28 protein-coding genes, 1 tRNA gene and 1 pseudogene are annotated in these 25,028 nt (G+C 46.3%); 10 read left to right on the plus strand and 20 right to left on the minus strand.

Annotated features, from left to right (window positions below; translation table 11 throughout):
• Positions 1-115: 115 nt before the first annotated feature.
• Both BUB19_RS22975 and BUB19_RS22980 read left to right on the plus strand, forming a co-directional pair.
• Positions 116-1,015 (plus strand): ROK family protein, encoded by a 900-nt coding sequence (locus BUB19_RS22975; protein ID WP_073098127.1) that lies wholly within the window; start codon positions 116-118, stop codon positions 1,013-1,015.
• Positions 1,016-1,135: 120 nt separating this feature from the next.
• Positions 1,136-2,521 carry a vanadium-dependent haloperoxidase gene (locus BUB19_RS22980; protein ID WP_073098129.1) on the plus strand — a complete coding sequence of 462 codons (1,386 nt, stop codon included), beginning with the start codon at positions 1,136-1,138 and terminating at the stop codon, positions 2,519-2,521.
• A 25-nt stretch (positions 2,522-2,546) separates the two neighbouring features.
• Here the strand turns inward: BUB19_RS22980 and BUB19_RS22985 are convergent, their stop codons facing one another.
• The 3 genes from BUB19_RS22985 to BUB19_RS22995 all read right to left on the minus strand — a co-directional run bounded on the left by BUB19_RS22985 (position 2,547) and on the right by BUB19_RS22995 (position 4,374).
• On the minus strand, positions 2,547-3,092 hold the full coding sequence (locus BUB19_RS22985; RefSeq protein WP_073098131.1) for a DUF1349 domain-containing protein: 546 nt from the start codon (positions 3,090-3,092) through the stop codon (positions 2,547-2,549).
• A gap of 71 nt (positions 3,093-3,163) precedes the next feature.
• On the minus strand, positions 3,164-3,934 hold the full coding sequence (locus tag BUB19_RS22990) for a hypothetical protein (protein ID WP_084097594.1): 771 nt from the start codon (positions 3,932-3,934) through the stop codon (positions 3,164-3,166).
• Positions 3,931-4,374, minus strand: a complete 444-nt coding sequence (locus BUB19_RS22995) for a hypothetical protein (protein WP_143156144.1) — start codon at positions 4,372-4,374, stop codon at positions 3,931-3,933. The genes BUB19_RS22990 and BUB19_RS22995 overlap by 4 nt, the downstream gene beginning before the upstream one ends.
• Positions 4,375-4,626: 252 nt before the next feature.
• Here BUB19_RS22995 and BUB19_RS24040 point away from each other — a divergent pair, with 252 nt between their 5' ends.
• Positions 4,627-4,809, plus strand: coding sequence for a hypothetical protein (locus BUB19_RS24040; protein ID WP_143156145.1), 183 nt, complete (start codon positions 4,627-4,629; stop codon positions 4,807-4,809).
• Between the two features lie 253 nt (positions 4,810-5,062).
• Here the strand turns inward: BUB19_RS24040 and BUB19_RS23005 are convergent, their stop codons facing one another.
• The 8 genes from BUB19_RS23005 to BUB19_RS23040 form a co-directional block, all read right to left on the minus strand.
• Positions 5,063-6,109, minus strand: a complete 1,047-nt coding sequence (locus BUB19_RS23005) for a hypothetical protein (RefSeq protein ID WP_143156146.1) — start codon at positions 6,107-6,109, stop codon at positions 5,063-5,065.
• 318 nt (positions 6,110-6,427) lie between these two features.
• Positions 6,428-7,159 (minus strand): sulfotransferase-like domain-containing protein, encoded by a 732-nt coding sequence (locus BUB19_RS23010; protein WP_084097596.1) that lies wholly within the window; start codon positions 7,157-7,159, stop codon positions 6,428-6,430.
• Positions 7,156-8,070: an aminotransferase class IV gene (locus BUB19_RS23015; RefSeq protein ID WP_073098139.1), complete on the minus strand. Its 915-nt coding sequence runs from the start codon at positions 8,068-8,070 to the stop codon at positions 7,156-7,158. Before BUB19_RS23015 ends, BUB19_RS23010 begins: the two co-directional genes overlap by 4 nt.
• Positions 8,071-8,137: 67 nt before the next feature.
• Positions 8,138-9,451: a threonine synthase gene (gene thrC, locus BUB19_RS23020; protein ID WP_073098141.1), complete on the minus strand. Its 1,314-nt coding sequence runs from the start codon at positions 9,449-9,451 to the stop codon at positions 8,138-8,140.
• A gap of 28 nt (positions 9,452-9,479) precedes the next feature.
• Positions 9,480-10,424: a homoserine kinase gene (locus tag BUB19_RS23025; RefSeq protein ID WP_073098142.1), complete on the minus strand. Its 945-nt coding sequence runs from the start codon at positions 10,422-10,424 to the stop codon at positions 9,480-9,482.
• A 1-nt stretch (position 10,425) separates the two neighbouring features.
• Complete coding sequence (gene thrA, locus BUB19_RS23030) at positions 10,426-12,873, minus strand: bifunctional aspartate kinase/homoserine dehydrogenase I (RefSeq protein ID WP_073098144.1); 2,448 nt, start codon at positions 12,871-12,873, stop codon at positions 10,426-10,428.
• A 431-nt stretch (positions 12,874-13,304) separates the two neighbouring features.
• Positions 13,305-13,985 carry a GIN domain-containing protein gene (locus BUB19_RS23035; RefSeq protein ID WP_073098146.1) on the minus strand — a complete coding sequence of 227 codons (681 nt, stop codon included), beginning with the start codon at positions 13,983-13,985 and terminating at the stop codon, positions 13,305-13,307.
• A 36-nt stretch (positions 13,986-14,021) separates the two neighbouring features.
• On the minus strand, positions 14,022-14,702 hold the full coding sequence (locus tag BUB19_RS23040) for an SDR family NAD(P)-dependent oxidoreductase (protein WP_073098148.1): 681 nt from the start codon (positions 14,700-14,702) through the stop codon (positions 14,022-14,024).
• 82 nt (positions 14,703-14,784) lie between these two features.
• On the opposite strand from BUB19_RS23040, the gene BUB19_RS23045 reads away from it, so the two are divergent.
• The 3 genes from BUB19_RS23045 (at position 14,785) to BUB19_RS23055 (ending at position 17,012) form a co-directional block, all read left to right on the plus strand.
• Positions 14,785-15,663: a mechanosensitive ion channel family protein gene (locus tag BUB19_RS23045; protein WP_073098150.1), complete on the plus strand. Its 879-nt coding sequence runs from the start codon at positions 14,785-14,787 to the stop codon at positions 15,661-15,663.
• Positions 15,656-15,994 carry an MGMT family protein gene (locus BUB19_RS23050; protein ID WP_073098152.1) on the plus strand — a complete coding sequence of 113 codons (339 nt, stop codon included), beginning with the start codon at positions 15,656-15,658 and terminating at the stop codon, positions 15,992-15,994. Before BUB19_RS23045 ends, BUB19_RS23050 begins: the two co-directional genes overlap by 8 nt.
• Before the next feature lie 328 nt (positions 15,995-16,322).
• Complete coding sequence (locus tag BUB19_RS23055; protein WP_073098154.1) at positions 16,323-17,012, plus strand: sugar transferase; 690 nt, start codon at positions 16,323-16,325, stop codon at positions 17,010-17,012.
• Here the strand turns inward: BUB19_RS23055 and BUB19_RS23060 are convergent.
• On the minus strand, positions 17,006-18,454 hold the full coding sequence (locus BUB19_RS23060; protein WP_073098156.1) for a sodium:solute symporter: 1,449 nt from the start codon (positions 18,452-18,454) through the stop codon (positions 17,006-17,008). The genes BUB19_RS23055 and BUB19_RS23060 overlap by 7 nt on opposite strands.
• 53 nt (positions 18,455-18,507) lie before the next feature.
• On the opposite strand from BUB19_RS23060, the gene BUB19_RS23065 reads away from it, so the two are divergent.
• The 3 genes from BUB19_RS23065 to BUB19_RS23075 all read left to right on the plus strand — a co-directional run bounded on the left by BUB19_RS23065 (position 18,508) and on the right by BUB19_RS23075 (position 19,545).
• The gene (locus BUB19_RS23065; protein ID WP_073098158.1) at positions 18,508-18,795 is read left to right on the plus strand and encodes an ATP-dependent Clp protease adaptor ClpS; all 288 of its coding nucleotides are present in this window, start codon (positions 18,508-18,510) and stop codon (positions 18,793-18,795) included.
• Between the two features lie 11 nt (positions 18,796-18,806).
• The gene (gene recR / locus BUB19_RS23070) at positions 18,807-19,427 is read left to right on the plus strand and encodes a recombination mediator RecR (RefSeq protein ID WP_073098160.1); all 621 of its coding nucleotides are present in this window, start codon (positions 18,807-18,809) and stop codon (positions 19,425-19,427) included.
• 41 nt (positions 19,428-19,468) lie between these two features.
• Positions 19,469-19,545 (plus strand) — tRNA-Ala (locus tag BUB19_RS23075).
• Between the two features lie 307 nt (positions 19,546-19,852).
• Here BUB19_RS23075 and BUB19_RS23080 read toward each other — a convergent pair.
• The 6 genes from BUB19_RS23080 to BUB19_RS23105 all read right to left on the minus strand — a co-directional run bounded on the left by BUB19_RS23080 (position 19,853) and on the right by BUB19_RS23105 (position 23,054).
• The gene (locus BUB19_RS23080) at positions 19,853-20,401 is read right to left on the minus strand and encodes a dihydrofolate reductase family protein (protein WP_073098162.1); all 549 of its coding nucleotides are present in this window, start codon (positions 20,399-20,401) and stop codon (positions 19,853-19,855) included.
• 68 nt (positions 20,402-20,469) lie between these two features.
• Positions 20,470-20,952, minus strand: a complete 483-nt coding sequence (locus BUB19_RS23085; protein WP_073098164.1) for a GNAT family N-acetyltransferase — start codon at positions 20,950-20,952, stop codon at positions 20,470-20,472.
• A gap of 10 nt (positions 20,953-20,962) precedes the next feature.
• Positions 20,963-21,736, minus strand: a complete 774-nt coding sequence (locus BUB19_RS23090; RefSeq protein ID WP_143156147.1) for a hypothetical protein — start codon at positions 21,734-21,736, stop codon at positions 20,963-20,965.
• Between the two features lie 253 nt (positions 21,737-21,989).
• On the minus strand, positions 21,990-22,235 hold the full coding sequence (locus BUB19_RS23095) for a toxin-antitoxin system YwqK family antitoxin (protein WP_073098168.1): 246 nt from the start codon (positions 22,233-22,235) through the stop codon (positions 21,990-21,992).
• Positions 22,236-22,552: 317 nt separating this feature from the next.
• Complete coding sequence (locus BUB19_RS23100; RefSeq protein ID WP_073098170.1) at positions 22,553-22,762, minus strand: hypothetical protein; 210 nt, start codon at positions 22,760-22,762, stop codon at positions 22,553-22,555.
• Positions 22,755-23,054, minus strand: coding sequence for a DUF4221 family protein (locus BUB19_RS23105; RefSeq protein ID WP_073098172.1), 300 nt, complete (start codon positions 23,052-23,054; stop codon positions 22,755-22,757). The genes BUB19_RS23100 and BUB19_RS23105 overlap by 8 nt, the downstream gene beginning before the upstream one ends.
• Before the next feature lie 269 nt (positions 23,055-23,323).
• Between BUB19_RS23105 and BUB19_RS23110 the strand changes: the two are divergent.
• A pseudogene (locus BUB19_RS23110) lies at positions 23,324-23,701 on the plus strand (transposase); the annotation flags it as partial.
• Between the two features lie 376 nt (positions 23,702-24,077).
• On the opposite strand, the gene BUB19_RS23115 reads toward BUB19_RS23110, so the two are convergent.
• Complete coding sequence (locus tag BUB19_RS23115) at positions 24,078-24,437, minus strand: helix-turn-helix domain-containing protein (RefSeq protein ID WP_073098176.1); 360 nt, start codon at positions 24,435-24,437, stop codon at positions 24,078-24,080.
• 2 nt (positions 24,438-24,439) lie between these two features.
• Positions 24,440-24,733, minus strand: coding sequence for a type II toxin-antitoxin system HigB family toxin (locus BUB19_RS23120; protein ID WP_073098178.1), 294 nt, complete (start codon positions 24,731-24,733; stop codon positions 24,440-24,442).
• Between the last annotated feature and the right edge of the window lie 295 nt (positions 24,734-25,028).

Below are 25,028 nucleotides of genomic sequence, written 5' to 3' on the forward strand. Positions count from 1 at the left end.
TGTAAATATCCTATTTTCTTTTTACGACATCTATTTCTATGCGAAATTGTGGCGCAGAGCCGGCAGGCACCGGAAAACAATAAGGTCGGGAAATTCCCGAAAATAACGAAACAAAATGAAAGCAAGCAATACGGTACTTGGATTGGACATTGGTGGTACCAAAATCAGCTCCGGCATCATCCGGGAAAATAAAATAGCAGAAAGGATAGAAAGCCGAACCCCTGCAAATTTACCCGAGGACGATATTCTGGAGGCCATTTCGTCGCAAATTTCGGCCTATAAAAAATTCAACTTCAGCTCTATCGGCATCGGAATACCCGGCCTGGTGGACCCCATTCAGGGAATCGTGTATAACCTGGCCAATATTCCTTCCTTTCAAAAAGTCAATCTAAAGGATTACCTCGAAGAAGCGTTTAAGGTCCCTGTGGCGGTCAACAACGATGCCAATTGTTTTGCATTGGGAGAATATAAGTTTGGGCCTGCAATAGCCCACCGCCATGTGGTAGGCATCACGCTGGGAACCGGCATAGGTACAGGCATTATTGCCAATGGCCACCTCTATACAGGCAGGCTCTGCGGCGCGGGAGAATGGGGAGCAGTACCCTACCTGGACCAGACCTTTGAAGACTATTGCAGCAGCAAGTTCTTTAAAAAGCAATACCGGCACAGTGCCAAGAAACTGGCTGTAAAAGCAAAGGCGGGCAATCCCGAAGCCCTGGCTATCTTTGAGGAGTACGGCAATCACCTGGGCCAACTGGTATACCGGCTCTTGCTTACCTACGCCCCTGAGGCAATCGTCATTGGAGGTTCCATCCGCAAAGCTTATCCCTATTTTGAAAAAGGAATGCAATCTGTTATTAACGGATTTCCCTACAAGCCAATCTCGGAACAACTAAAAATCTATGTGTCCGATCTGGATGACTCTGCCATACTGGGCGCCATTTCCATGGTAGAAGAAAATAAGTTTCTGGTAAACACAGGAGGACAATCAACACCCAAGCCCTCCCTGGCCTGACTTTCCCTGAGCCGAAGCAGGAAAGCTCCAGGCAGATCGGACAATTGGCCCGTGCCCCCTTCCGGTACTATTGAGGTTTAGGGAATTATTGAATACATTTGTCCCAAAAAAACCTGGAACATGTCAGGAAAATTGAGCACCTTATGCGTACTGCTGTTGTTGCTTTCCGGAAGTAGAAACAGCTTTGCCGGTTCCGATGGCGGAACATCCCTTCCTCCACCCAAAACTCAGGAGGTAGCCTGGATGGTAGATCATTTGTTTTCCATTACCGAAGTGATGGTCACCGATGTGGCCAGCCCCCCTGGAGCAGCCCGATTTTACAGCTATTCGCTACTTGCTGCCTACCTGGTAATTCAGGATGTGGAAAATCCCCAACAGGAACGACTGCTCAGGCACCTCAATGCTCCCCTCCCCGGTGCACTACCTTTGGCTTCTGCCGAACAAAAAGCAATTAACACTTCCTTTTCAGCGATATATGCCATGCTGGAAGTAGGAAAAAAAATAATGCCCTCCGGTAAAAATCTGACTGCCTCACAGGAAAAGCTGATAGGCCAATTTGTGAAAAACCGAATGCTCAGAAAAAAAGACGTTTCAGAAAATGTCCAATATGCCGAGCAGGTGGCAAATTTGGTTTTGCAGTATGCCAAAAACGACGGATATGCCCAACTGAGCACATTGAAGCGCTACAGTCCATCCTCAGGCGACGGTAAATGGTACCCTACACCTCCGGCTTACCTGCCTGCAATAGATCCGGAATGGCGAACGATCCGGCCATTTTTCATCTCGGATGCAGCCGCTTTTGCCCCCAAACCACCTGCCGCATTCTCTATGGATCCCGGCAGTTCCTTTTACCGGCAGGTGCATGAAGTATATACTGTCACCAGCGGGTTGACAGACGAACAGCGCCTGATTGCCAATTTCTGGGATTGTAACCCCTTTAATGTGTCATACAGCGGCCACATGGCTATAGGTCTCAAAAAAATCTCCCCAGGGGGCCACTGGATGGGTATTACCGGAATTGCCGCCCTGAAAGCAGGTCTTGACCTCAAAAACAGCATCTTTATCCATACGCTGGTGGCCATGGGACTCCACGATGCCTTTATCAGTTGTTGGGATGAAAAATACAGGAGTGACAGGATCCGCCCCATCACGGTGATCAACGAACACATAGACCAAAGCTGGAGACCCATCCTCCAAACCCCGCCGTTTCCGGAATATACCAGCGGCCATAGTGTGATTTCAAGGGCGAGCGCCATCATACTCAGTTCATTTTTTGGGAATGATTTCAGCTTTGTAGATACTTCAGAAGTATTTTTCGGACTCCCTGAACGGGCGTTTGACTCCTTTATTCAGGCCTCTGAGGAAGCCGCCATATCGAGATTGTATGGAGGGATTCATTACAGAGATGCGATAGAAGTCGGCATGAAGCAGGGGGAAGCTATTGCCCTGCATATCCTTGAAAAAATTGACCCGGCGAAGGAAAGGCTGCTTTCGGAAGAAAACTAGCACTGCCTCACAGGTATTAGCAGTCTTAATGCCATTGCAGCGACTCAAATTCGACGTCAAATCCTTCTCCTTTCGGAGAGGCGGCCATCGGTCCTACCTGCAGGCTGGCAGCGGCGGGGAAAAAGGCCAGTCGCATCAATGCAAAGCGGACACCATCGCTGCTACAGGAAATCTCAACGTGGTCTTTGCCGCGCCGGGCCCGGATCCAGAATACTGCAGGGTATTCCGGTAAGTCCACTAGAGACCAATCTGAAAAATCCCTGGTCACCACGACACTTGCTTTTGCTGCCCCGTCTACAAACTCTATCCCTGCCTTGATCCAGGTGGTGGCATCGAGCCGTATCATCAGTCCCGCCTGATCGTACAAATCCCGGTATAATCCGGAAAATTTTAGTGTACAGGAAAATGGGCCATTCATTTCCCTGTAGTAAAAATGGCCATCGTCCTTGACAAAGTCATGCTGCGTAATCCGCCAGAAATCCTTCATCTGATCCGTCTTCACCAGGAGCTTCTTATTCCCGGCAGACCATTTTCGGGGTTCATTGAGCCATTTAAAATCCTGCCAATCCATTTCGTTATTGTTGGGTTACCTTTCTGCTGATGTAGTATCTGCCCCGAGGACCAGCCCCAGGAAACCACAGCCTACTTTCTTTTTAAAGTTACCGTAATTTCACGATAGTACAATACGGTCAAACCCTCAAATCCGGAGTCCGTACCAACAATCAACCACAAATTGCCTTCATCGTCCGCGGTAACCTGCTGAGGGCGATCCCTATTGTCCCGGCTAATGAGCTCGTACACAAAATCGTCTCCTTCAATCCCGATTGTACCCAATCCATACATGTCGGCTCCGTCCTGAGACTGGTTCCCTTTATCGATATTCATGCGGTGGTAGGTTGTCTGAGCTTCGGCGACAGGTTCCGGCACAGGTTCATGATTTACCGCACCAGCTTTCAGAAAAACCGATCCCCCGGGGCTACCTCCTATGCCTACCGAATTTTCAGGGTAGCTGGAGGCCAGCTCTACCTCGAAGAAAACCTCGTAACGGCCGCCGGGTTCCAGTCCTGAAATTTCCTTTTTCAGGAACATGAATAAATCATCACTTCTGTTGTGCCCCTGAAGCCGGATGGCCTGTCCAGATTCTCCTGTTTCCCCGGGGAGGGCATCCAGTGCTACTTCCAGTTCGTAACTATCCAGACCATCCACCGGGAGGTCTGCAAAGCCTCCCTCCCAGCCCTCCATGCCAGAATCAAAAACGTCAGCGACTACCCGTTCGTCCCGGGCCGGAGGCTCGTCCTCATTCACACAGGCGGTGGCGATACATACAAAAATCAAGGCAAGGATAAACTGTATTGGCTTTAAAACTGCAGGCATTTGCTTGCTATTGATTAGTATGTGTTCCGAAAGTTTCATATATATCTGGGTTTTAATGTAAGCGTTCTTTCTCCATACAGTTTCAATTTTCCATAGGAGATTTCCCCGGCATGAATGGACTCCAGGGCATCAATCAGGGATTCGGAAAATTGACTATCGCAACATTGCTTGTTGATATGTTGCATTCTTTCAAAGCTAAATGCACCTTTCTCACGCTTATGCCGATAGACGCCATAAACCTGCCTGGCTTCAAGTTGAACGGTAAAAATCGAGTCGTTGACAAACTCCAGGTAATATCTTGGCCCATTCAACAATCTCCCGGATGCATCTGGATTTGCCTCCGGCACAAACTCCCAGGCAGATCGGGAGAGGGATACTACCTGTCCCTGGTTTGCCGGTTTTCTTTCTCCTTTACGTAAGGGATAAAGAACACCGCTAAGAAGCAAAGTCCAAATAAATACGATATAGTACTTCGTCATAAGCGATACCATTTACTATCTATTTTCTATCTCCCATCAGGGGTGCTGTCAATGACCCACAAATAGCCTTCTTTTTTGATTCGAAAAAGGCAGACCGTGGAAATCCAAATGTATCCCCAGTGGGGGCGGCTTCAGGCAGCCACAAAATTTGAATTTTCCCTATTATCAGAGACGCAAAAACCTTTCCATTTGCTACAGAATTTCGTGGCATGGTTTTAGCCACCATATCCTTCGTTAACCAACAGTAAAAATATGATACGTTTACCACATCCAGCCATTACCCAAACTTCGATGTACTTTAACGGAGACAAGGTAGACAAGAGGTCCAACAGGAAGACGCCAGGCACCGCAGGGGATGGTCCACGCCCCCCAAAAAGACATGAATATCCGGAACAGGAAGATGAAAAAACTGAAAAGAAAAAGAAAAAAGATTAGCCAGAAAAATACTATAAACCTGAGGGCTGCAATGAACGGATAATATTAAGAAGTAGAAAATTGATTGATTGTGCGCTGTCTGTATTGTGGCTGGAAATAGCGGCCTGGCGGCCCACACAATCCATTTGTTTACGGTCCAACGGTTTAAATGCATGGTTTCTGAGTCATCGTCCCATCAGGGCGCTCCATATATCGACACTCGAACCCAGGCTGAAACAGGATGATCTGAGATTAATGAGTTGACAGCAGAGACCTAGTTGACGTCAATTACCATCTTCCCCAGAGAGACGACCACTTTCAGCAATCGGTCATGTATGTTTTTCCTGGCGGTAGCGTACGACTCTTTATTGTAGCAATCGGTATAATCGCTCAGGTGAAGAAACAGCTTCTCACCACCATCAGTAAGTTCCACGCTAATTTTCAGGCCACTGGAATATTCCAATTGGACCATATCCATCTGACGCAGCTCCGGTTCACTTTTGCGGCCGGTCAACTTGTTGAAGAAAACCTGCTTTTTGTAGTCTGAAATGCTCACCAACTCTTCGTGCATGGCGTCGGAAGGTGGCTTGGTTCGAAAGCGATCGAATATTTTTTTGTTTTCTCCTTCAGAACTGATGTTGAAGGTTTTTTCACCGTACAGTTTATACCGGATTTGAATGTCTACGTGAAAATCATAAAGACTTTTTTCCTGTCCTTTCAATTTTTTAACCAGAGAATGAATGAGGTCAAACTGTTTTTCCACATTGACATCCTTGTCCAGATCCATGATTACATGGTTTTTTTCATCAAAGGCAAGATACTCAAGAATGCCCTCATCCATGCCCATAATCCTTTCCTTCAGATCTTCGTAACCTGCATGGGATTCTTTGTACGCGCCATTATTTTTAGTGATGATTTTATCTATCTGCTGGGAAAGGATCACACTTTTAACTACCAGCTTGGTTTTATCTTCATCCAGTCCGGGAAAGCCGGCATCCGCCAAAAAGGCCTGGGCAAATAAAGCCGCCTGCTGGTGGGCATTAAAGACCAGAAATCTTTGCTCCGGATTGGGATACCCGATGATGGTTCTTTTCAAATCATGATCAAAGCCCAGAACAAAGTCAAAATCCTGTCCTTTGATCTTTTCCAATGCAGGCAATAAAAACTTATAGTTGAGGTTTTCGTCAGAGACCTTTTCAGTATCATAAAACAAGGATTCCGCCGGGCATTCGCTGGCAAACTTTGTCCCTTTGGCTGGTTCCGGCAGGTAAATTAAACCCTTGGGCGTAACATTAACATCAACAGGCTGGTCGTTATCCATTGCTATACTTTTTTCTTGTTTGCGTATGTACCTTGGGTACATCTCCGATGTGCTGGCCCGGACAATATTTCGTTTTTCTCCTGAAATTCCGGGCGGAAGGATTAATGTTCAAAATTATGTTTTAAAAAACCACAAAACAAGTATGAAACCCATCCTTTGATAAATAATCTGGATTTCAAACATAAAATTGGGGTGGATTGGTCCAAATGAACAATTTTCGAAAACATAGGGTGAGTTCATTGCGCAATTACCTTAAAAAATCACAGTTGACCGCTGAATTTTCAGGCTTGTTCCTACGCTTGTCTGCAAAACCGGGCCTCAGACTGAAAAAGCCAGGATTTTCCGGTACAGGGGCTCGCAGTCGGCCAATAATGGTAGCAGATACTCCGGAAAGGCTTCTTCTTTTGGCTGATAAGGTTGAAATCCCGTAGATTTGTGCACATTCTGGTACCAATACCGGGCCCACACGCCGTCTTCGGGGATAGGGCCTGCTTCCCACTGCAGCATGTGCGGATCAAAGGGGATCTCACAGGATTCGCATAGTTTCCTGAGCTGGCCTTCGGTGTCCTGTAAGAATTTTTTTGCATCCAATACCAGAAAAGGGAATTTGTGCTCCTGCAGGTATTGCAGTAAGTCCCACTGCATGGCATAGCCGATGTCCTCCATGGCTGGCTTTTCTATGACCTTGGAAAACGACAGCAGCATTTCCTTTGGCTCTCTGGTCAGGATGATATTGATTCCCTTTCCCATGAACGACCAGTCTAATCCAATCAGGTGATGGGTCATGTTTTTGAAAAATGCTACGGGTTTTTCAAAGGTCCCCAGCATGTGACTGACTACTTTGTCCCCATCGTTTTCCATGCAGGAAAGGATTTCATCCGCTCCGGGGTGCAGGGGTTTGGCAGGTGAAAGCCTGAGATAGTGGGCATAGAGGGGCTCATCTTCCACCAACGTATCCTTTCTGCTCGCAAATCCATACATCAGGGCGGTGGAGATGTTCCTCGGTCCAGACCAGAGGAAAAGTCTTTTGGTCTCTTGTAAGGCACTCATCGCTGTATTTCCTGTTCAATTAAATTCTCATAGCCTGTCCGGATTTGCCTGGTGATCGGTCCTGCTCCCGTAGCCCCTATGGGCTTACCGTCTATTTTAATCACTGGAGTTAGCCCCCCAAAGGTTCCGGTAACAAAGGCTTCGTCGGCTCCATACACATCAAAAAGGGAAAAGTTCTTTTGCAGGCAGGTGATGCCATTTTCCCGGCAGATGCGGATCACGTTGCCTCTGGTGATACCATTCATGCAATACTGACCGGTGGAAGTCCATACCTCACCGTCTTTTACCATAAAAAAATTGGTCGCATTGCAGGTGGACACAAAGCCGTGGATGTCCAGCATCAGGGCTTCATCTGCGCCAGCTTCCAGGGCTTGAATGAGGGCCTGGACCTCATGTAGCTTGCTATGGCAATTCAGCCTGGGATCCAGATAATCCGGAGACCCACGCCTGATGGTGCTGGTAAACAGGCTGACCCCCTGATTTTTACTTTCATCGCCAGCTTCCTTGTGCTCTGCAATGATGACCAGGTTTGGCCCTGAAATGGTCAGCCTGGGATCCTGGGAAGGCGTGGCCTTAATGCCACGGGTGAGCATTACCCTCACATGTATATGATCCTGCATGCCATTGATATCAAGGGTTTTTTGGATATGTCCTACCAATTCCTCCCTGGAGAAGGGAATAGGTATCCCGACCACCTTGGCCGATTGCCACAGACGATCCAGGTGTAGATCGATAAACACAAGGCAGCCCTTGTGAACCCTGAATGCTTCCCAAACGCCGTCCCCCACGAGGTATCCGCTATCGAATACCGATATTTTCGCTGCTTCTCTGGGAAAAAATTCCCCGTTGATAAAGATTTTCACCGACTTGTTTCTCGCATCCTCTTTTGCCTGATGTGTACCCTTGACCATAGATTTCTGAATGTTTTGCTATTTTAAACCCGAAATATGCACTTCGGAACGCTATTGCATACCGTTTCTAATTATTTACCGGCTTTCGACGCGAAAGCAGATATTGTTTGAAAGCCTGGTAATCGTTTTCCATGGATTCCACTTTTTTATCCTTTTCGAGAAAAGCCTGCAATCGGTCCGGAAGCTCAAGCTCAATGGAGAGGGTTTCCTCCACTACATTCCGGAATTTACCGGGATGGGCCGTTTCCAGAAAAATACCCGTATAGGCATAGGGATCGGTTGCCATAAAATCCTTTAATCCCAAATAGGCCACTGCACCATGAGGATCCATGGTATAGCCGGTCTGCGCCCTGACCTCCTGCATGGATTGCCGGGTCATTTCGTCCGTGTAAAAACAGCCCTTCACTTTTTCCCGAAGTCTTGCGGCATCATTGCCAAAAAGTGCCAGTAGCCGGTAGAAATTGCTGGGATTGCCCACATCCATGCTGTTGCTGATGGTCTGGAGTGAGGGCTTGGCCAGGAATTCTTCTCCCTGGAGGTAGTCAGGCACCACCTTGTTGATATTTGTGGCGGCGACGAAATTTGCTACCGGCAAACCCATTCTTTCTGCCAGAATTCCGGCAGCGAGGTTACCGAAATTGCCACTGGGAACTGAAAACACCAATTTTTTATCCTTTTCAGGTAGTCGGGAATAGGCATAAAAATAATAGAGACACTGGGGGATCCACCTTGCAATATTGATCGAATTGGCGGATGTCAGCAACATGTGTTGGTTCAGTTCGGGATCCAGAAAAGCTTGCTTGACCATTTTCTGGCAATCATCAAATACCCCGGCCACTTCTATTGCACGGATATTTCCCCCAAGGGTGGTGAATTGTTTTTCCTGCAATTCGCTTACCTTTCCGGAGGGGTAAAGGATGATCACTTCCACCCCTTCTACTCCGAAAAATCCATTGGCTACGGCACTACCGGTATCGCCGGAGGTAGCCACGAGTACTTTCAGCTCACGCTTTTCCTGGAGCATGCTCATCAGACTGGAACAAAACCTGGCACCAAAATCCTTAAATGCCAGCGTAGGGCCATGAAACAGTTCGAGCGCATAGACGTTTTCTTCTACCTTTACCAGAGGGGCATCGAAGCTGAGTGTGTGATCGACCAGCGCTTTGATTTGCTCACTGTTCAGGTCCTCTGCAAAGAGGGCCTCAACGATTTCATAGCCCATTTCCCGGAATGAAAGTTCGGGAAGGCGATCGAAAAAAGTTTCAGGAAGCAAGGGGATTCTTTCCGGCATGTACAGGCCCTGATCAGGTGCCAGTCCTTTGATGACGGCCTCTTTCAGATCGACCTGATGGGCTGGATTATTGGTACTGTAATAGTTCATGTCAAATGGTATCCTGGGGTAAATAGGTTCAGATCTCTTCTTCCATGATATAGGCCCCGCGGGTATTGATAGCGGAAACATACAAGTCTATGGGAAGCTGCATTTTATCGAATACATTTTGGGCCAGCCTACTGACCTCCCAGGCGATTTCTTCAGAGGGAGAGAGGATAAAAATGGTAGGTCCGGAACCGGAAATACCGCATCCCAGTGCACCGGCAGGCTTGATCCCCTCTTTCACTTCATCGTATCCGGGTATCAACACCGAGCGGGAAGGCTCTGCGATCACATCATTAAGGGAACGGCTGATAAGTGCCATGTCTTCCTGAAACAGGCCAGCTACCAGGCCTGCGATGTTTCCGGATTGGGTAGTGGCATCCTGCAGAGAAACATTTCGCCGGAGCACACTTCTGGAATCGTAGGTATTGAGCACCAGGTGAGGATGGACAAGGGTGCAATACAAGCCCCTCGGCACATGCAGGGGAATTACATCCAGGGGCTGGTACTCGCGGATCAACACAAAACCGCCCAGGAGCGCCGGCGACACGTTGTCGGCATGTGCGGCCCCACAGGCAATCCGCTCGGATTCCATGGCAAAGGGAAGGAGGTCCTTCTTCTCAAACGGGTTTCCCAGCAGGGTATTGGCAGCCACCAATGCGGCTACAGCACTGGCCGCACTTGACCCCATACCGCTGCCCAGAGGCAAACCTTTGTACAGATCAATTTCCAATCCTCCTGAAAAATCCAGTTCTTTCAGCATGGCCATGATGGCTACACTACAGGTGTTTTTCTCCGGCTCGTAGGGCAGCTTGCCTTTATCACCGCTGATTGTCTTTACCCTTACACCGGGACTATCCGAAAGGCTGACACTTACTTTATCTCCAAGGTCTTCCACCGCAAAACCCAGAATATCGAAGCCACAGGAAACGTTGGCCACAGTTGCCGGGGCGAAGGCGGTTACTTTTTGCTTTTCCATCTTACCTAGAATAATTGCCTAATCTGATGATATCCGCGAATACGCCGGCAGCAGTTACATCTGCTCCTGCCCCGGGGCCCCTGATGATCATGGGAAATTCGTGGTACCGTTCGGTGGTAAACAATATCATGTTGTCGCTGCCCACCAGAGAATAGAAAGGGTGCTTGCTGTCTACCGATTTGAGCCCTACTGTGGCTTTTCCATTTTCCAGTACAGCCATAAACCTGAGTTTCTCATTCTTGTTATCGGCCTCAGCCAACAGCTCCTTAAAATGCCCGTCATGTTCCGCCAGCTTTTTGAGAAATTCATCTACCGACTCTATATGGGCACAATCCTCTGGTACCATACTTTGCACGGACACATCCTCAAAATGCAATTCCTGCTCAGCTTCTCTTCCCAGAATCAGGATTTTTCTGGCTACATCCATTCCGCTAAGGTCGTCGCGGGGATCAGGCTCGGTATAGCCTTTTTCTTTGGCCTGTGCCACTACCTCGCTGAAAGGAATACCTTTGCTCAGCTCACTGAAAATGTAATTCATTGATCCACTGAGTACGCCCTCGATTTTGAGTACCTTGTCTCCACTCAGGATCAGGTCCTGAAGGGTGTTGATCACCGGCAGGCCTGCTGCGACGTTTGTCTCATAAAAAAACTTGATATTCCGCTGGCCGGAGAGTTTTTTCAATGACTTGTATTTTTCCAGCGATCCCGAGTTTGCTTTTTTATTTGGGGTGACGATAGCTACCTTGGACTCCAGCACCCTGTCATAGGTATCTGCGACTTCCTGGCTGGCAGTACAGTCTACCAGTACCGAGTTGGAAAAATTCATGCTGTTCATGGTATTCAGAAATACCGGCAGGTTCATGGGCAGGTCTTTTTCTGAAGGCACGGGAACGGTACTCAGGTCAAAACCATCCTCATCAAATGCCATATACCTGGAATTCGCCAGACCGTGGATTTTGATGTCCAGCATGTAGTCTTCCTGCAATTTACTCAGTTGGCTCTGGATCATTTTAATCAGCGTCTTTCCGATCAGTCCCACGCCCACTAAAAACACATGCAAGACCTTGTTATCCGATAAAAAGAAGGCCTCATGCAGTGCATTCAGTCCCTTCTGGAGATCTGATTGCTTGATGACTGCGGAAATATTCAGCTCAGAACTTCCCTGTGCAATGGCTGAGACGTTGATATTGTTGCGGCCCAGGGCCTGGAAAAGCCTCCCGCTGGCACCCGGAAAATGCTTCATGTTTTCCCCCACCACAGCGATCACTGCCATGTTTGGCATGATCTGGACCTTGTCCATCTCGCCGGCAAGTATTTCGTAATGAAATTCTTTCTCCAGTACTTCCCTGGCCGTCTCCGCATCTTCACTTTTGATGGCGATGCATATGCTGTGTTCGGAAGAGGCCTGACTGATCAGCACCACGTTGATAGCGGCCTGGGCGAGTGTCCCGAATACCCTGCTGCTCACGCCGACCACTTCCACCAGACCGGAACCCTGCACATTGAGCAGGGAAATCTGGCTCAGGGAAGAAATGCCCTTAATCAGCTTGTTGGTTTCGGAAGTTTCACAGATGAGCGTGCCCTCGTCCTCAGGTCTGAATGTATTTTTGATAAAAATGGGCACTTTACGCTTCATGGCCGGCTGCATGGTGGCAGGAAATACCACCTTTGCTCCGAAATGCGAAAGCTCCATCGCTTCATTGTAGCTGAGCTGGGGTATGGTGATGGCCGAATATACCAGCCTGGGGTCTGCCGTCATCACTCCCGAGACATCGGTCCAGATCTCCAGTGCCTCAGCTTTTAATGCTGCGGCAAAAATCGCTGCCGTATAATCCGATCCGCTCCTGCCCAGGGTAGTAGTCTCCCCTTTGGCGGTAGAGGCAATAAAACCCGTGATTACCAGCAAACCTTTGTGTTTGGAGTAATAATCGTAGATCAACTGATTGGTGGTGGGGAATATTACTTTTGCGTTGCCAAAACGGTCATTGGTTCGGATCAGATCTCTGGCGTCCACAAAATGGGTGTTGAGCTGGCTTTCTCTCAATGCCTCCGCCATGATAAAGGCAGAAATACGCTCTCCGAAACTCACTACATAATCTGAGGTGCGCGGAGAAAACTCCTTGATCAGGAAAATGCCATGGTACAGGTCTTCCAACTCATTGAACCTGATTTTGACAAAGGTCAGTACCGCAGATTGCTTTTGTACCGGAATCAGGCTTTTGACCAGCTGCAAGTGGCGTTTTTCCATGGACAGCAACAGGGGCTGGTATTCCGTATCATTTTGCCTTGCCAGCCTGGCACATTCCAGCAAATCTTCAGTCACTCCTCCAAATGCTGAAAAAACTACAGCTATGTCACTTTTTTGGGAGGCTTTCTTTACAATGGAAAGAACATTCTTTATCCTTTCCAGATCAGCGATAGACGAACCTCCGAATTTTAATATTTTCATTGCTACTTATTATCGGTTAAAATGTAATGGAAAAGGCCGGCAGAGGACCTTTGGGTACTGGAGTAATATGGATCAAACACGGGATTACCCCGTAATAAATGTGGTGGTGATGCCGCTAAAAAATAGTATGCAGTTTGCCGTCCGAAAAGATTCGGAATTCGAAAGATTTGAAATAATTTTTACTGCGAAAACCATGCTTCTTTGTTTGAAGAGACAATTCTAAGGACAAATTTTATATATCACAAGTTTTTTTGGCTAGAAATACCCTTCCGGTGGCTGATAAAAAACTGATTACCAATCCCCGAAAGCTTGGCGGACAACCAGCGTCTTTTTCGGAGAACAGGGCCTGCACTCCAGGTGCCGGGTCCTTCTGAAAGCGACTTCTTTATCCACCTCAGGTCTGCGAAATATTCCTGGCTATCAAACCATGCCTAATAGGCTTCAATCGTGCCTCCTATGCTTTCCTTGACGTCTATTTCACTGGGGTCTCCCTTGTATTTGATGCGCCCTCGGGTGGCTGCCGTGCCCTTTAGGGATTCCGTTACTTCAAACGAGCCAAAGGCATTGGTATTCGTCCTCACTTCGGCATGTTTTACCACCAGGTTTTCACCATCAATCTCCGCATTCGTGAAGGCATTGTAGTCCAGCCGGTCTGCACCTCCCTTCACATACATTTTCGAATTGGTTTTGGCTTCCAGAAAGAGTTCTCCTGCCTTCACTTCTGCTTCCAGATAGGCATTGGTAGCGGTGGAGAGGCTGATGGATTTGCTTTCCAGCGCCTCCCGGATGAAGGCTTTGGCGCCGGTAGTCACCTCTACCATCTCCAGCCGGGCATAAGTGACCTTTACTTTTACGGAGCTGGATTTTGGATTGGTTCCTGAGATACCGACCTCGAGCGTCCTTTTATTTACATCAGCCAGTATTTCCTCCAGGCCTATACCCGAGGCGGTTATTTCTATACTGTGCTGGTCTCCGCGGACAAATTCTGCTTCAATGGCATTGTTTACCACTACCTGGTCAAAGGCTTTTAATGTCCTGGTTTCGGTAGCTGTCTGGGCCTGCAGCCCGGAAAATGACCATAAAAGGACAAAAGCTAAACACAAATTTTTCATAACAATGTTGGGTTTTCAATTGGAGTCGGCGCAAGGTTAGTATACGCCACCATATAATTTAAATGTCATGTTTCGGAGCGCCGCATTGCTTGCTGCATAATGCATGGCTTCGGCGATTTCGGAAGGCTTCACCCATTGCCCGAAATCTGCATCCGGCATGGACTCCCTGTTTTGCGGAGTATCGATAACGCTGGGTACAAATACATGGGAGCGCACCTTGATGTCTGCCGTTTCATTGGCGACAAATTCCGCCAGATCAATTACCAGGCCCTTGCTCAGGGCATATGCCAGCACATCTTTACCTTCACTCGGCTGCAGTGCGGGTTTGGCTCCTACGAAGAGGAAGGTACCATTGTTGGCCTTTTTCATTATCGGCAGGAAATATTTTACCATGTTAAAAGCGCTGAAGAAATTCAGGCGAATCATTTTTTCCAGGTCCCGGCTGCTGGTATCCATTATACCTCCCATGCCAAAACCTCCCACCAACAGGGCCATGCACTCGAGTTCACCGTATTGCATCTGGTATTCTTTACTAAACTCCTGCACTGAAGATTCGTCCGTAACATCCACCTGATACACATCATCTGCATCCTCCACTTCATGGCCGCTATCAGGTTCGATTATCGCAATCACTTTAAAACCTTCCCGCTTGAATTTGGCCACTACCGCTTTACCCAGATTTCCTGCGCTTCCTGTGATGATAATATTTCTATTCATGCTATTATTTAGTTTGGTTACAATCCGATACTTTTGCAAGACGAATGCAAAAACATAAAATTAAGATTTATTTTTAACAAACATGGTGGAATTGGGAAAAAGCAAGATTGAGGCCACGGAGAAACGAAAGCGGATCCTATTTGTCTTAAAGGTGCTCGCTTACCTTATTTTGGTCTTTCTCCGGGAATACCTGGATTGGTACAACGAACGGTTGCTGACCCGCCTCACCCCCTTGATGGATGCGCTGTCCCTGCTCCTCGCCGGAAGTGTACTGATATCGCTGGGGAGGCTGTTTCTGGTGCGATTTTATCTGCGAAAAAAACGGTCGGACTCCCTGCACAGCAATTTCGTTCTCGGGATCAATTATATCGCTAGCCTGTTGAACGTAATCGTTTTCCTGTTTGCCATCATGATCTTTCTGCAGATCAAACCCGGGGAGTTTCTGGGTAGCATTACTCTGGTGGCAGCGGCGATCGCCCTGCTTTCCAAAGATTACATTACCAACATGATCAATGGGCTGATTATCATGTTCTCTGACCAGATCACTCTGGGTGACTTTATTCAGGTAGCGGAGCACAAAGGAAAAATTCAGGATATCACCCTGCTCAACGTGGTATTGATCAATGACGACAGCGATCTGGTGATGGTGCCGAACAGCCTGATCCTCGCCTCACACGTGATCAACCACAGCCGGCAGAGTGTGCGAAGGCTGACTTTCGAATTCGAACTAAAAAACCAGGCAGGCCTTAATGTAGACCATACAGAACAAAAACTTCGCAAAGTCATCAAAGCCTACGGACATGAAATCCGTTCACAAAACATTTCGCTCAAAGCCCTCGAAATACACAAAGATGTGGTAAAAATGAAGCTTCAGGTCCAGCTCAACACCGGCTCCAAGGAAACAGAAAGGAAGATCAGAAGGGTCATCAATCAGAGCATCATCGACCTCAGCCATGAATGAGTCCAACACCAATTTCTTCGAACTTGTCTACCAGGTAGTGCGGCTCATTCCCAGGGGCAGGGTATGCACCTATGGAGCCATCGCCAGTTATCTGGGAAGCAAAGGCAGCGCCCGAATGGTAGGCTGGGCCATGAATGCGGCCCACCAATACAATGACATCCCTGCACACCGGGTGGTCAACAGGAAGGGATTGCTTACCGGTAAGGCGCATTTTGGAGATCCGGGCCTGATGCAGCGGCTGCTGGAAGGGGAAGGCATTGAGGTGTCTGGCGATCAGGTCGTGGATTTTGAAGAGCGATTCTGGGATCCCGGCAAAAACCTGCAACTGTGAGCTGCTTGATCGCCGGGCTTTTCCTGACAATTTGAATGCGTCACCATCCGGGTGAAAAATATAATCTCAGAAAAAATTTCTAATAGAAGCAAAAATGTTTAAATTTTACCATATTCTTATTAATACAGTTTCAAAATTAAATTTTTGTTAAAAAAACAGCTTCATATATTATCATTTTTAAAAACACATGCAAAATATTAGGAAATTAAAAACCTTTATTCTACATTTGAAATGCATTTTTAAAAATATAAAAATTTGCGGTAGGTATTGTGGCATGATAATGGTTAGGGGACAACTTACCATTTGAAATATTCTAAACTGAAAGACTATGGCCTCGACAATTACGGAGAGAAAACCAGTAACAAAAAGTATCAATACCAGAGGAAGATTTTTCAAATCCTTCCCGGATGTATTTTTCGACGAATCACAGTTATTTGTGAAACGCAGTCTGGATCTGGTTTTGAGTATTGGGTTGGTGGTTTTTGTTTTTTCCTGGCTTTTTCCGATCATCGGGTTGCTGATCAAAGCTACCTCCAAAGGACCGGTATTCTTTCAGCAACTCAGGCATGGTAAAGACAATGTACCCTTTTACTGCCTGAAATTCAGAACCATGTATCTGAATGACCAGGCAGATGTCAAACAAGCTACCAAAAACGATCCCAGAGTCACCTGGATCGGAAAATTCTTAAGAAAATCCAGTATGGATGAATTGCCCCAGTTTTTCAACGTCATCAAGGGCGATATGTCCATAGTAGGACCCAGGCCGCATGCGGTACCCATGAATTACAAGTTTTCAGCAGAGATTGACAATTTCATGTTCCGCCACACTGTCAAGCCCGGCATCACCGGACTTGCGCAGGCAAAGGGATTTCGGGGAGAAACCAGGGATTTTTATGACATCTATTCCCGCTGCAAGCTTGACATCTTTTATGTCAACAACTGGTCGCCCTTCCTGGACCTTAAAATCATCTTCTGGACGATTGTTTCTATGCTGATCGACAAAGACAAAGCCTATTGATTGCTGCGACTTACCAGCCACAAGCCTGCAAACATAAGCATCCCGTTTAGAATCAGCAATTCAAACCCAAATTTGTAGCCTCCAAACCAGGCTTCGGACTGCAGCGAGAGCAGATAGGAAATCAGCGGAGCCAGCACTGCAAGTACCGGTACCCAGCGATCCCTTACCTGCTTTGTAGTAAACAAGCCGAAACTGTATAGTCCCAGCAAGGGCCCGTAGGTATATCCTGCAATGGTAAATACCGCATTGATCACACTCTGGTCATTGATCCAGCGGAATCCCAGAATCACCAGAAACATCAGCAAGGTAAATCCCAGGTGTACCTTTTTCCTCATGCCTGAGGCTTTCTGCCGATCATATTTTTTGTCAATCTCCAGAAAGTCGTAGCAAAAGGAAGTGGTCAGCGCTGTAAGGGTTGAGTCCGCACTGCTGTAGGCTGCAGCGGTGATGCCCAGGACAAATACCAATCCCACAAAAGTGGAAAAGTAAGATGTGGCCAGCAAGGGATACAAGTCATCCGTCCTTTCCGGCAGTGATATTTGGTTCGCTTCCGCATACATGTAAAGCAGGACGCCGAGAGCTAAAAAGATCAGGTTAACCACAACCAGAATATTGGTAAACCAAAACATGTTTTTTTGTGCGTCTTTCAGGTTCCGACAGGTCAGGTTCTTTTGCATCATGTCCTGGTCCAGCCCCGTCATGACGATTACAATGAAAGCGCCGGAAAAGAATTGCTTGAAGAAATTGGTCTCGGATTTCCAATCCCAGTCAAAGATCCTGGCATAGGGTTGCTCCGAGACGGTAAGCATCAAATCTCCCAGGCCGGTCAGTCCCAGTTCCTTTGCCACCAAAACGATACTTACCACCACCGCCAAAAGCATAAATAAAGTCTGCAGGGTATCTGTCCAGACCACTGTTTTTATCCCTCCCCGAAAGGTGTACAACCAGATCAGGACGACGGTAATCAACACAGAAACCCAAAACGGGATCCCCCACTGATCAAACAGAATGAGCTGCATGACGCCCGCCACCAGAAACACCCTGATAGAGGACCCCAATGTCCTGGAAAGAATAAAAAAAAAGGCACCGGTCTTATAGGACCAGAAGCCAAAGCGGCTTTCCAGGTAGGCGTATATGGAAACCAGGTTGAGCCTGTAGTAAAGGGGTAAAAGCAGTTTGGCGATGACGGTATAGCCCACTGTATAGCCCAATACCAATTGGAAATAATAAAAGTTGCTGTTCCCTACCTCGCCGGGTACTGAAATAAAGGTGACCCCGGACAGAGAGGCTCCAATCATACCAAAAGCTACCAGGAACCAGGGAGACTGCCGGTCACCGGTAAAAAAGGTATCTGCGGTCAATTTTCTGGAAGTAAACCAGGAAATAAGGAACAAGAGTAAAAAATAGGACGTTATGACAATTAATACTAAATTTGAATCCATATTGACCAAGGCTAAAGGCCGATAAAGTTGTGATTAATTATTAACTTTGCAAAATGAAACCTTTAGAACATTCAGTGGAAAACGAAGAAGAATTACTACTCGATGAACTGGTAGATACAGAAGAGCATGATCTGGTGGTATTCAATGATGATTTCAACACATTCGACCATGTCACCAAGATTCTGATCAAGGTTTGCAAACACAGCCAGGAACAAGCTGAGCAGTGCACAATGATTATCCATTACAAGGGAAAATGCTCCGTAAAAAAAGGCAGCATAGGCAAGCTAAAGCCCATGTGTGAATCCATCCTTGATGCCGGCATCCAGGCCACCATAGTATAAATTCCCTTCCGGTGAATTTTTCTTCCAAACTCATTGAGAATGCTGTAACCGAGATCAGCCGCCTGCCAGGCATAGGTAAAAAAACAGCACTCAGGTTGACCCTACACCTGCTCAAACAAAAAGCGCCAGTCACCTCCGCACTGACAGAGGCATTGATCAAGCTTAGAAACGAAATCCGTTATTGTGCTATTTGCCACAATGTCGCAGACAAAGAAGTCTGCAGCATCTGCGAAAGTACCAAAAGGGATAAAAGCCTCATTTGTGTAGTAGAAGACCTGCCTGATGTGTTGGCGCTGGAAAATACCAACCAGTACTCCGGCCTTTACCATGTGTTGGGAGGCGTCATCTCACCTATACAGGGAATCGGTCCAGATGAAATCAATATAGCTTCCCTGATGCAAAGGATACTGCATCCCCCTTCAGGCACGCCGGTAGAAGAGGTGATTCTGGCCCTGCCCGCGACCATGGAAGGCGATACGACATCATTTTTTATTACCAGAAAACTCAAAGACCATGGCGTCGGGGTAAGCACCATTGCAAGGGGGATACCTGTGGGCAGTGAACTGGAATATACGGATGAAATCACCCTGGGAAGAAGTATTCTTTCGCGCATAAAATATTCAGCGGAATAATTTGGGGAATAGAATTCCCTACATATATTTGCACTCCCATTGGGGGATTAGCTCAGTTGGCTAGAGCGCTACACTGGCAGTGTAGAGGTCATCGGTTCGAATCCGTTATCCTCCACCAAAATTCACAAAACCCTGTAGCTGGCTGCGCTACAGGGTTTTTTGTTGGATCAGAGTACAGGTCAGTTCTCTGTTTTCAGTGCAGGACTCCCTGTAAAAACTCCGTTCCGGATAAATCGGTGATTTGCTGCATGTCCTCAAAATAAAAAATTAATTCCCGGTACGATCAGGCAGTCCACTGCCCTGCCACTTTGGCATTGTCATGCATCGGCCTGGTTGGGAAAAATAGGCATTCAGGCAAAGCCATTAATGGTACTAAAAAACCTCTCGAAGGCAGGAGTCTGTAGCGGACCCCTGCGCCTGAAAAACTAAACTCCCTGTATCCCTGCACGCCTGTAATGCAGTTGTACCAATCCTGTTTCAAAGGATCTTGCCTTAACCAAAGTCAGGTCCTGTTCGGGTCTGTCATCGTTAAACAGGCGAATGCCCTCTCCCAGGAGTATGGGTATGACTGAAATGATAAACTCGTCGATAAGATCCTCCTTTAGCAATGCGTTGACTATTTCGGCACCTCCATCACAATAAATATTTTTTCCCCCGGCTGCTTTAAGCTTCCGGACAAGTGAGGGCAAATCATCCGTATAGAATTTTACCCGGCCTGTATCTGGTCTGGGGCTTCTTGTCATGACGTATACGTCACGCTGCCCATTGTCATAGTGGGAGGAACCTATTTCCCTGAGCACATAATCGTAGGTTTTTCTTCCTAAAATTATGGTGTCAACGTTTGCAGTAAATGCTGCGTAACCATAATCCTCCCCTTCTTTTTCAACCGATTTCAGGAAGCTGAGATCGTCATTGGGCCTGGCAATATACCCGTCCAGACTCATGGCTATGTACAAGGATAGGGTTCTTTTCATTTTTCAATTGATCTTTTACAGGATTTTCGTTCAAATATAGCGATTGGAAAGTTTTCAGGAGCGACAGATTACCTACGTTTCAATTCGTAAATGAAACAAACGGAACTGCCAAATTTTCTCTCTTCGACAAACTCAAACCCTAATCTTTCATAGAACCTATGGGCTTTTGTATTGGATTTAAGCGGGTCGACAAGTATACCCTCTACCTCCTTACTCCGGAAACACCTTTCGATGGCGAGCTCCATCATGGATGTGCCATAGCCTTTGTTGAGGTGCTCTTCCTCTCCTATCCATATATCGATGGCTCTTTTGTTCCCATCTATGTCTCCCCAATAGTGCGTTTCTTCCCGTTGAGGGTCAATGATTTGAATAAAGCCAATCGGCTGTCCGTCCAGCTCTGCCATTAACTGCTCCCGCCAGTGAGGACTGCGGGTTAGTTCAAACTCCCAATTCCAATCATCATCCGGATCACAATCAATCACATGCGGTTTGGTGTCCCATAATTTCAACAATCCGAGATCAGATACCGATGCCTCCCGCAATGCTATCATCGGAAATCGTCTAATTTATGGTGTACCTGAACCCAACAGAGACGGTAAAAAAGTTGAGCCAGTTCCTTACATATCCGTCCCCGGGCCCGTCAGGCGCTGATGTACCCACAGCCCCTCCTCCGAGATACCTCAGGTTAAAGAATGAAGTTACCGGCTGGTCAAATTCTATCCCTGTCCTCAGGCTGGCGTCCAGAATGGCACCCACGACCTCGTTATCACTTCCATTCAAATAACTCACCGGGGCATATATACCATCCGCCTCAAATTCTGCGAAAGTTCGTTTGCCAAGTTCTCTCCGCGCCTTTATTTTGACTGCAGGTACCGGGCCTACGTCTCTATTGGTCCGGTACAGGTTGCCATCATTCGATTCAAAGGAAATGGTGGCATTGCGTAGCTGTAATGAGCCTCCGAGCGCAAACTTAAAGGTCTCGCTATCCGGCACCAATTCTCTCAAATAGCTGATCCGGTAAAAGGGGAAATTATAGAGTAACTTAACACCGCTTGAGGCAGGGAAAGTCAGGTCGTCCACAATTAAGTCCTCCTGTAACAGCACTTGTGTTTCCAGGCGCAGGGGTTGGTAAAGCAGCACGATGGTATTTCTTTCTTTGTACCGGAGCTCCAAGGAAAATCTACTCACGGGAAACAACACATTCTGTCCCCCATCTTTTCTGTAATCGAAGTAAGTACCACTATTGCTGAACTGTACTTTGTGATCGAGCACTCCTAAGTATCCTATTTCTACTATCCCACTTAGTTGAATATCCCCGGAGGGATTGGTTGTCATGCGCCCGGAATTTTGAGCAAAGGCGTTGGTAAACAGGGCAGTGAACAAAAATATTGATAGTATTCTTAACATCCTTTTTATTTTTCAATTACAATGATTCGGTAGTCGGTTTCAGGTTTATTTCTATTCTCCTTGTTTTCGCATACGTAGATGAACGCATTATCGACTAATTGTTTGGTGTTTTTTTTACCACACAGATACAAATTCACGCTTCAACCCACCTAAGGCAAAACCAGCGTCGACCGGATCGTTGTTATCTGTTCGTTACTTTATACGGTTTTCCTTTTTCGTCATAAGTTGTCCATTCACCAACAGGCGCTCCTCTTTCAAATTGTCCGGAACGTTTTATAGTGCCGTCTATGCGGTACCATTCCCAATAGCCATCAGGCTTGCCGTCTATAATTTTTCCTTTTGACCAGATCGTCTTGCCATTTGCGTGATATTTTATGGTTTCTCCATTGATCACTTCCGATTTCTTTGGGGTAATTGCCTTTGCCATGGTAGTCTATATAAGGTTAATTGGCTGTTTATGGACGAACTCTTTGGGTCCGATTATTAACTGGTATTTTTTTAACACCCTTTCAATGGTATTCCATTTTCGGGTGGTGCGGGGCTGGAAGGTGTAGCCAGGAAAATCGAACCTGACATTTTCACGTTTTATACCTCCTCCTTATCATCTCTTCCGGTATATGATGACCTCCTTCTTATACTCTTGTTTCCACTCTTGAAATAGCCAATTCTTCCGAATTTAGCCAGAAAAACAAGCAGGTCACCTGGTAATCCATTTCTTTTGTGTGTTTTTTCATAAAAAAAACCTCAAAAGTTTAAGGTGTACTCTATAAAGGCGGGGTTCTCATCTACCACCCATTTCATATATAACTTGTTTCCTTTGGTAAATCCACCGGTAGGCATAAAATCCAGTCCCTCTACGACAGTTTCTCCAATGAGATTAAATTCTTCATCGTAAGCAAAGAGGTAAATATCCTCAGTGTACTTTTTCAATGCTTCATTTAATTCCCTATTCATTCGGCCCGTCTTTTTCGAATTTGTGGCGCTTCAATAGTTTGATAGCATTGAGATCGATCTCGTGGACTTCTAGCTCAGGCTCAAAGTAGGTAAACAACCGGTTTCCATCCTCACTTAATTCAAACATGTCATATGCTCCCGGCATGAAAATTTCCTCTCCTACGTCCACTATCAGCGTATCAACGGAAAAGGAAAAATTTCCCAGAATATTTTCAGATGCTGCTTTTTCAGATTCTCTGGCACTACAGGAAGCAAGCAAAGCTAACGATGAAAATAGAAGTAGTTTTTTCATAAATTATTAATAATTAAAAGTTAAAATGGTACAGCCCAATTCGTCTTTCCTATTGACATAAGCCCACAGTTTGCCTTCTATGAAGAAAAAGAGGGAGTGTATTGTTTTTAATTCAGCCTGTTTGCCGGGGTGTGTCATTTAGTTAGTTATTCAGCATGTGGCACGACGTCTTCTAATATGGCAAGTAGCGTGCAAATAGACGCTAACTTTTCGGATAGGTCTTAATTTAGGTAAATATACAAAAAGCTCAGATTCAGCACTTAAAACATTTTGGCCATCCGAAGGCTGTGCTCGAATACCTGGGACGCTATACCCATAAAGTAGCCATCTCCAACCACAGGGTACTAAACATCGGCCCCGGAAAGACCGTGTTCGCCTACAAGGATTACAGGCTCGGAGCCAAAAAGATGGAAATATCACTGGACAATATGGAATTCATCCGTAGATTTTCCATGCACATCCTGCCCAAGGGGCTGGTAAGAATCCGCCACTTCGGGATATTGGGAAGTTCGGCCAAAAAGGTCACGGTTCAACTGGTATACCGGGAGCTCGGTGCCCCCGGAACACCGTCGGAAACCAGGACGATTGAAAGATACAACCCCCGATACTGCCCCTGCTGCCAAAAAGAAACTATGGTGAGCATATAGCGGCTGCCCACGCGGGGACCGCCAAAAACCGTGTTTTCAACCATTCCATCCCAAAATTAATCCCTGATTTTGATCGGGCTGGGTGAGCTATGTCCCAGCCGTAAAAAACCTTTCGACGACAGCCACGGATTAGCTGAAATAATCCTGCTTTTTCACTTTTTAGATGAATTCTGGTATCGGTAATTCACTTTTTGACCTGACATGCCACCTTAACCGACCCGAAAATCCCAACTCAAACCCCATAAGCCCTTCGCCGGTTTCCCCGAAAAGATCGGAGCAGGCAGCGCAACAGCGTTTTCATGCCTGGCTTTACAAGCCGCACAGCCTGCCCCGCCATAGCGGGGAAAACTTAGTTGTTTTGGCAACTGGCTCTTTTTTAATTGTAATCTTGAACCAAAACTTCAGTTGGAATGTGAAGAGTTGTGTTCAGTTTTCTAATCATATTTAAAGTAAGTTTTCTTTTTTTATTTAGTATTTCACTTACTCTGCTTTTAAAGCCAACAACTTCTGCTAAATCTTTTTGATTCATTCCCATTTGTTCCATTCTGAACTTAATTGCCTCGATTGGGTCAGGCATTCCGATTGGGAAATTCTCTTTTTCGTATTGGTCAATCAAGATTGAAAGGATTTCCAATTCATCTCCCTCTTCCGTTCCTTTTTTTGCATCAAAAATATCCTCAAGCCTGTTGAGTGCTTTTTGATAGTCTTTTTCGTTTCTAATTGGTAATATTTTCATAATCAGATGTTATTTGCGTCAATTTTGTCATACTCTGCGTGAGTTCCAATAAACCTTATCCAACATATCCGGTATTCAAAATTGAATTTTACAATCAAGCGATAATTATTGCCTTTGATATTGTAAACAATTCGATTGTCTTTTAAAATACTTGCGCTTGGATATTCATTCTTTAAATCGCTAATGTTTTTCCATTCCGATTTTTCGGTTTCTCTGTACCACGATTTTAATTGTTGTTCGCAATCAGCGTGTTTTTCCCAAAAATCTCGTAAAGTTCGTTTTGCTATTACTCGCACATTATACTTGTTTGTCGCAAATATAATAAAAAGGTTACCAAATTGGTAATTATTTTGTTTTTATAGCTTGTTGCCAACGTTTTGCAGCTAGGAAACGTGGGGCATTTCGGAGCTCTTACCATTCTGTCTTCGACAAAGGTAGCTCCGGAGAGCGAACCTTGCGGAAACCAATGTCCGCCCCATGTTTTCTTAGGTGCTGTTGCAATGCTATTAAGTTAAGCTTTTTGGTTTGTTATTTTGGTTTCAAAATGGAATAATTTTGATTTTTCCCTGCCGGTTTCGGTATCTTGGCGAG

The sequence above is a fragment of the Cyclobacterium lianum genome, assembly GCF_900143075.1.
In the GTDB taxonomy this organism is placed as follows: Bacteria; Bacteroidota; Bacteroidia; order Cytophagales; family Cyclobacteriaceae; genus Cyclobacterium; species Cyclobacterium lianum.

Bases quoted from the DNA above. Each gene is read 5' to 3' on its own strand.
- BUB19_RS22975 (WP_073098127.1), top strand. From the start codon at position 116: ATGAAAGCAAGCAATACGGTACTTGGATTGGACATTGGTGGTACCAAA.
- BUB19_RS22980 (WP_073098129.1), top strand. From the start codon at position 1,136: ATGTCAGGAAAATTGAGCACCTTATGCGTACTGCTGTTGTTGCTTTCC.
- BUB19_RS22985 (WP_073098131.1), bottom strand. From the start codon at position 3,092: ATGGATTGGCAGGATTTTAAATGGCTCAATGAACCCCGAAAATGGTCT.
- BUB19_RS22990 (WP_084097594.1), bottom strand. From the start codon at position 3,934: ATGAAACTTTCGGAACACATACTAATCAATAGCAAGCAAATGCCTGCA.
- BUB19_RS22995 (WP_143156144.1), bottom strand. From the start codon at position 4,374: ATGACGAAGTACTATATCGTATTTATTTGGACTTTGCTTCTTAGCGGT.
- BUB19_RS24040 (WP_143156145.1), top strand. From the start codon at position 4,627: ATGATACGTTTACCACATCCAGCCATTACCCAAACTTCGATGTACTTT.
- BUB19_RS23005 (WP_143156146.1), bottom strand. From the start codon at position 6,109: ATGGATAACGACCAGCCTGTTGATGTTAATGTTACGCCCAAGGGTTTA.
- BUB19_RS23010 (WP_084097596.1), bottom strand. From the start codon at position 7,159: ATGAGTGCCTTACAAGAGACCAAAAGACTTTTCCTCTGGTCTGGACCG.
- BUB19_RS23015 (WP_073098139.1), bottom strand. From the start codon at position 8,070: ATGGTCAAGGGTACACATCAGGCAAAAGAGGATGCGAGAAACAAGTCG.
- thrC (WP_073098141.1), bottom strand. From the start codon at position 9,451: ATGAACTATTACAGTACCAATAATCCAGCCCATCAGGTCGATCTGAAA.
- BUB19_RS23025 (WP_073098142.1), bottom strand. From the start codon at position 10,424: ATGGAAAAGCAAAAAGTAACCGCCTTCGCCCCGGCAACTGTGGCCAAC.
- thrA (WP_073098144.1), bottom strand. From the start codon at position 12,873: ATGAAAATATTAAAATTCGGAGGTTCGTCTATCGCTGATCTGGAAAGG.
- BUB19_RS23035 (WP_073098146.1), bottom strand. From the start codon at position 13,985: ATGAAAAATTTGTGTTTAGCTTTTGTCCTTTTATGGTCATTTTCCGGG.
- BUB19_RS23040 (WP_073098148.1), bottom strand. From the start codon at position 14,702: ATGAATAGAAATATTATCATCACAGGAAGCGCAGGAAATCTGGGTAAA.
- BUB19_RS23045 (WP_073098150.1), top strand. From the start codon at position 14,785: ATGGTGGAATTGGGAAAAAGCAAGATTGAGGCCACGGAGAAACGAAAG.
- BUB19_RS23050 (WP_073098152.1), top strand. From the start codon at position 15,656: ATGAATGAGTCCAACACCAATTTCTTCGAACTTGTCTACCAGGTAGTG.
- BUB19_RS23055 (WP_073098154.1), top strand. From the start codon at position 16,323: ATGGCCTCGACAATTACGGAGAGAAAACCAGTAACAAAAAGTATCAAT.
- BUB19_RS23060 (WP_073098156.1), bottom strand. From the start codon at position 18,454: ATGGATTCAAATTTAGTATTAATTGTCATAACGTCCTATTTTTTACTC.
- BUB19_RS23065 (WP_073098158.1), top strand. From the start codon at position 18,508: ATGAAACCTTTAGAACATTCAGTGGAAAACGAAGAAGAATTACTACTC.
- BUB19_RS23080 (WP_073098162.1), bottom strand. From the start codon at position 20,401: ATGAAAAGAACCCTATCCTTGTACATAGCCATGAGTCTGGACGGGTAT.
- BUB19_RS23085 (WP_073098164.1), bottom strand. From the start codon at position 20,952: ATGATAGCATTGCGGGAGGCATCGGTATCTGATCTCGGATTGTTGAAA.
- BUB19_RS23090 (WP_143156147.1), bottom strand. From the start codon at position 21,736: ATGACAACCAATCCCTCCGGGGATATTCAACTAAGTGGGATAGTAGAA.
- BUB19_RS23095 (WP_073098168.1), bottom strand. From the start codon at position 22,235: ATGGCAAAGGCAATTACCCCAAAGAAATCGGAAGTGATCAATGGAGAA.
- BUB19_RS23100 (WP_073098170.1), bottom strand. From the start codon at position 22,762: ATGAATAGGGAATTAAATGAAGCATTGAAAAAGTACACTGAGGATATT.
- BUB19_RS23105 (WP_073098172.1), bottom strand. From the start codon at position 23,054: ATGAAAAAACTACTTCTATTTTCATCGTTAGCTTTGCTTGCTTCCTGT.
- BUB19_RS23115 (WP_073098176.1), bottom strand. From the start codon at position 24,437: ATGAAAATATTACCAATTAGAAACGAAAAAGACTATCAAAAAGCACTC.